Source organism: Actinosynnema sp. (assembly GCF_052038725.1).
Genome location: NZ_JBQGCX010000839.1, coordinates 1 through 4563, shown reverse-complemented (window position 1 = coordinate 4563; position 4563 = coordinate 1). Strand labels below are relative to the sequence as shown.

The window sequence follows — 4563 nt, the reverse complement described above, 5'->3', positions numbered from 1 at the left end:
TACCTGTACGCAGGCATCACGATGTTCGCGATGCTGGGCGTCTGGGCGACGTCCAGCCGCGTGCTCGACCTCGTGCTCGTCGTCGCCATCGGCCTCCTCGGGTTCGCGATGCGCCGCTACGGCCTGCCCGTCGCGCCCGTGCTGATCGGCGTGATCCTCGGCCCGCTCGCGGAGACCGAGTTCCGCAGGGCCATGGCCGTCAGCGGCGGCGACCCGGCGGCGCTGGTGGGCAGCCCCATCGCGATCGGCCTCTACAGCGTGCTCGTGCTCGGCGTCGCCGGGCTGCTCGTCCAGCGGGCGCGGACCCGTCGTCGACAGGAAGCGCAGGCATGACAAGCGAAAACCCCCCGGAGCGACCGCTGGCCGGGGTCAGGGTGCTGGACCTGTCCAACGTCCTCGCCGGGCCGTACGCGGGCTACCAGCTCGCGCTGCTCGGCGCGGACGTGGTCAAGGTCGAGGTCCCCGGCGCGGGCGACCTCGCCCGCCAGCTCGGCGCCTCCGCCGAGCTGAACCGGCACCGGCTCGGGGCGTCGTTCCTCGCGCAGAACGCGCAGAAGCGCTCCCTCACCCTGAACCTGAAGTCGTCGCGCGGCAAGGATGTCCTGCGCAGGCTCGTGCAGAGCGCCGACGTGCTCGTGGAGAACTTCCGCCCCGGCGTGCTGGAACGCCTCGGCTTCGGCTGGGACGCGCTGCGGGAGCTCAACCCGAGGCTCGTGTACTGCGCGATCTCCGGCTTCGGCCAGACCGGCCCGCTGCGCGCCAAGCCCGCGTACGACCAGATCATCCAGGGCTACTCGGGGATGATGAGCGTGACCGGCACGACCGGCACCGCCCCGCTGCGCGCCGGGTACCCGATCGCGGACGTGCTCGGCGGCCTGGCCGCCGCGTTCGCCGTGTCGTCCGCGCTGGTCGGGCGCGAGCGCACCGGGGTGGGCTGCTCGATCGACGTGTCCATGCTGGAGACGGCGGTGACCGCGATGGGCTGGGTGGTGTCGAACCACCTGATCGCCGGTCAGGCCCCGCGCCCGCTGGGCAACGACAACGGCACGGCGGCCCCGTCCGGCACGTTCCGCACCTCGGACGGCGACCTGAACATCGCGGCGAACAAGCAGGAGCAGTTCGAGCTCCTCTGCGCCGTGCTCGGCAGGCCCGAACTCATCGCCGACCCCAGGTTCGCCGAGCGCGAGTCCCGCAAGGCGCACCGCGCGCAGCTCACCGCTGAGCTGGAGGTGGCGCTGACCAAGGAGAGCGCCGCGCACTGGGAGGAGGCGCTCAGCTCCGCGGGCGTCCCGGCCGCGGCCGTGCTCAGCGTTCCCGAGGTGCTGGCCAGCCCGCAGATCGTGGACCGCGGCCTGGTGCACGAGCTCCCGTTCCCCGGCGGGGTCCTGCCGGACCCGCTCCGCGTGCTGGGCAACGGGATCCGCGTCGACGACCACCCGAGTGCACCGTCGCTCCCACCCCCCGTGCTGGGCGAGCACACGGACGCCCTGCTGGCCGAACTGGGGTGCACCGCCGAGGAGATCGCGGCGCTGCGCGAGGAGGGGGCGGTATGACGGAGGCCACCGGCCCGACGACGGCGGACACCACCGCCTGGTGGTCGACGTCGATCACCCGCATCGCGCCGGGCGAGATCGACCTGCGCGGCTACCCGATCGAGCAGCTGATCGGCAGGCTCGGCTTCGTGGGCGCGATCTGGTTGCTCACCAAGGGATCGCTGCCCACCCCCGCCCAGTCCCGCCTGCTGGAGGCGGCCATGGTCGCCAGCGTCGACCACGGCCCGCAGGCCCCGTCGATCGCGAGCGCCCGGATGGCCGCGACCTGCGGGGTGGGCATCAACGGGGCGATCGCCAACGGCGTCAACGTCCTCGGCGACACCCACGGCGGCGCGGGGCAGCAGTGCGTGGAACTGCTCTCCGACATCGTGTCCAGGGCCCGCGACGACGGCAGGCCGGTGGAGGAATTGGCCGCTGAAACCGTGGCCGAGCACCGCGCCCGCAAGGCGTACCTGCCCGGCTTCGGCCACCGGTTCCACCCCAGGGACCCGAGGCGCGACGTGCTGCTCGCGCTGGTGCAGGAGGCGGTCGACGCCGGCGAGGTCGAGGGCGAGCACCTGCGGGCCGCGCTGGCCGTGGAGGCGGCGCTGGCGCGCGGCGAGCGCAAACCCCCGATGAACGTCGACGGCATCACGGCGGTGGTCTACGCCGAGCTGGGCGTGGAACCGGAACTCGCGCGCGGCTACTTCGTCCTGGCCCGCTCAGTGGGAATCCTGGCCCACGCCTGGGAGGAGTCGAACTCGGGCCGCCGCATCAAGGGCCCCCTGCCCCCGCCGCTGCTGGCCGACTACACCGGCGAGCCGACCAGGGACTTCGAGGGCTGAGCCCCGTCGACGCGAAGGGCCCGCTCCCCCAGGGGAACGGGCCCTTCCGCGTCAGCGCTCGCCGCTCGGGCCCAGCGCCCAACCGCTCAGCGCTCGCCGAGCTGCCACTCCGGCCGCACGTAGTGGCAGGTGTACCCGTCCGGGTAGCGGACCAGGTAGTCCTGGTGCTCCGGCTCGGCCTCCCAGAACTCGCTCGCCCTCGTCACCTCGGTCACCACCTTGCCCGGCCACCGCTTCGACGCGTCGACCTCGCCGATCACCTGCTCGGCCTGGGCCTTCTGCTCGTCGGTGTCGTAGAAGATCGCCGACCGGTAGCTCGTGCCGATGTCGTTGCCCTGGCGGTCCAGGGTCGTCGGGTCGTGGATCTGGAAGAAGAACTCCAGCACCTGCCGGTAGGACAGCAGCGCCGGGTCGTAGACGATCTCGATCGCCTCCGCGTGCCCCGCGTGGTTGCGGTAGGTCGCGTTCGGCACGCTGCCCCCGGTGTAGCCGACCCTGGTGTCCAGGACACCGGGGTGCCGCCGGAACAGGTCCTCCATGCCCCAGAAGCACCCGCCCGCGAGAACGGCGCGCTCGGTCACAGCAGTCATCAGGTGTCGCTCCTCGGCTGGTTCGTGGTCCACCAGGGAGAACGCCCGCGCGCCCCGGTGTCATCCCGCACCCGATTGTGACCCACGTCCACCCCCGCCGCCGAATCGGCTCCCCGCCCTCAGCAGCCCCGGTCGGACCTGGTCAGCGCCACCGAGCCCAGCCGCGTCGCGTCCCGCGGCACGCTCACCTCCCCGCCCGCGCGCCACCCCCGCGCCTCCGCCCCACCCGGTCCGACCAGCAGGTACAGCAGCAGCTCCACCCGGCCGCTCCTGGTGCACACCCCCTCCTCGCCCACCGGCACCGCCCGCGCCCACCCACCGGGACCACCGCGCCCCGGATCGGCGGTGCCCGCGTCCACCGGGGTCAGCGCGCGCACCGGTGGCCGCTCGTGCGGGACCCCGTCGGGACCGGTCAGCTCGCGCGCCACCAGCACCAGGGCGCCCTCCGCCGGGTACGCGGGCACGTCCAGCTCCACCACCGCCACCGGCCCGTCCACCACACCCCCGCACGGCGCGCGGAACACCACCAGCACCCCGTCCGCCGGAGTCGGGTCCCCGCACGCCGCAGTCCCGCCGCTCACCACCCCCGGCCGGTTCGTCGCGCTGCCGGACAGCGCCGCCGACCCCGACGCGGACGCCTCCCCGCCGTCCCCGCGCACCCGGTCGCTGAACGCCACCAGCAGCGACAGCACGCCCACCGCCGCGCCCACGGCCGCGATCAGCGCCACGTTCCGCGCCGCCGCTTCCCGCCGCGCCGCCCGTCCCGATCTGGAACCGCTCACCGATCCTCGCAATCCGGGGTCTGGTCGGCCCTGGTGACCGGCACCCGGTCCAGGAGCCCGCTGCCTGGGGGAACCACCGCGCCGCCCGCGAGCTCCGGGCCCGCCAGACCCGTCCAGCCGCGCGCGGGGAACCGGTAGGCGAGCAGTTCGGCGCCGGTCCGGTCGCCGACGCACCACGCGCCGATCCGCACCACCAGCGACCACCGGCCCGGCTCGTCCGCCCAGCCCACCACCAGGTCCCTGACCGGCGCGGGCGCGCCGTCCCGGTCGGTGGAGGTGCGCAGCACCAGCGCGATCCCGCTGTCCTCGTCCAGCTCGCCCACGTCCAGCTCGACCCGCTGCCACAGCCCCACCGCCGCCCCCGCGCACGGCTGCCGGAACACCGCGACCGCGCCGGAGGGCGCGGAGCAGGCGGGGGAGCGCACGGGGGGCCGCCCGGTGCTCACCACCGCGTCCACCACCCGCGGCGGCGCGCCCGGCGCGGCGGGGGAGGTGGTCGTGCTGGCCGACGCGGTCGAGCCGCTCGGCGCAGGAGCGGCGCTCGACCACGCGGTGGTCGTCGTGGGCGCGCCCGGCGGCGGGGTGACCGAGGGCCGCTCCGCCGGGGTCCTGGTCGCCGGGTTCACCGCCGTCACCGGGAAGGTCGCCGTGACCGTCCACAGTGGATCAGGCTCGGCCGGGTCCGCCGCGCGCACCCGCTCCGCCCGCGTCGCCCCCGGCGTGGGGGGCGGCCGGGCCGCCCCCCCGCGCCCCCCCGCCCCCCCCCCCCGCCGCGCCGGCCGGCGGCGGATACCCCCCCCGTACCCCGCCCACC

General features: G+C 75.2%; 6 protein-coding genes. 3 read left to right on the top strand and 3 right to left on the bottom strand.

The features are described 5' to 3' along the window. The 3 genes from ACTUAL_RS17240 to ACTUAL_RS17230 all read left to right on the top strand — a co-directional run. Nucleotides 1-333: tripartite tricarboxylate transporter permease (locus ACTUAL_RS17240; protein ID WP_440900986.1), on the top strand; the 333-nt coding region annotated here is incomplete at its 5' end. After that, nucleotides 330-1553 carry a CaiB/BaiF CoA transferase family protein gene (locus ACTUAL_RS17235; RefSeq protein WP_440900985.1) on the top strand — a complete coding sequence of 408 codons (1224 nt, stop codon included), beginning with the start codon at nt 330-332 and terminating at the stop codon, nt 1551-1553. The genes ACTUAL_RS17240 and ACTUAL_RS17235, both read left to right, overlap by 4 nt. Beyond that, complete coding sequence (locus ACTUAL_RS17230; RefSeq protein ID WP_096495259.1) at nt 1550-2377, top strand: citryl-CoA lyase; 828 nt, start codon at nt 1550-1552, stop codon at nt 2375-2377. Before ACTUAL_RS17235 ends, ACTUAL_RS17230 begins: the two co-directional genes overlap by 4 nt. An 86-nt stretch (nt 2378-2463) precedes the next feature. Here ACTUAL_RS17230 and msrA read toward each other — a convergent pair whose 3' ends face one another. The 3 genes from msrA to ACTUAL_RS17215 form a co-directional block, all read right to left on the bottom strand. Further along, nucleotides 2464-2967: a peptide-methionine (S)-S-oxide reductase MsrA gene (msrA, locus tag ACTUAL_RS17225; protein ID WP_253845906.1), complete on the bottom strand. Its 504-nt coding sequence runs from the start codon at nt 2965-2967 to the stop codon at nt 2464-2466. 119 nt (nt 2968-3086) lie between these two features. Next, nucleotides 3087-3749, bottom strand: a complete 663-nt coding sequence (locus tag ACTUAL_RS17220; RefSeq protein ID WP_440900984.1) for a hypothetical protein — start codon at nt 3747-3749, stop codon at nt 3087-3089. Continuing rightward, on the bottom strand, nt 3746-4444 hold the full coding sequence (locus ACTUAL_RS17215; RefSeq protein WP_440900983.1) for a hypothetical protein: 699 nt from the start codon (nt 4442-4444) through the stop codon (nt 3746-3748). Before ACTUAL_RS17215 ends, ACTUAL_RS17220 begins: the two co-directional genes overlap by 4 nt. Nucleotides 4445-4563: the final 119 nt, after the last annotated feature.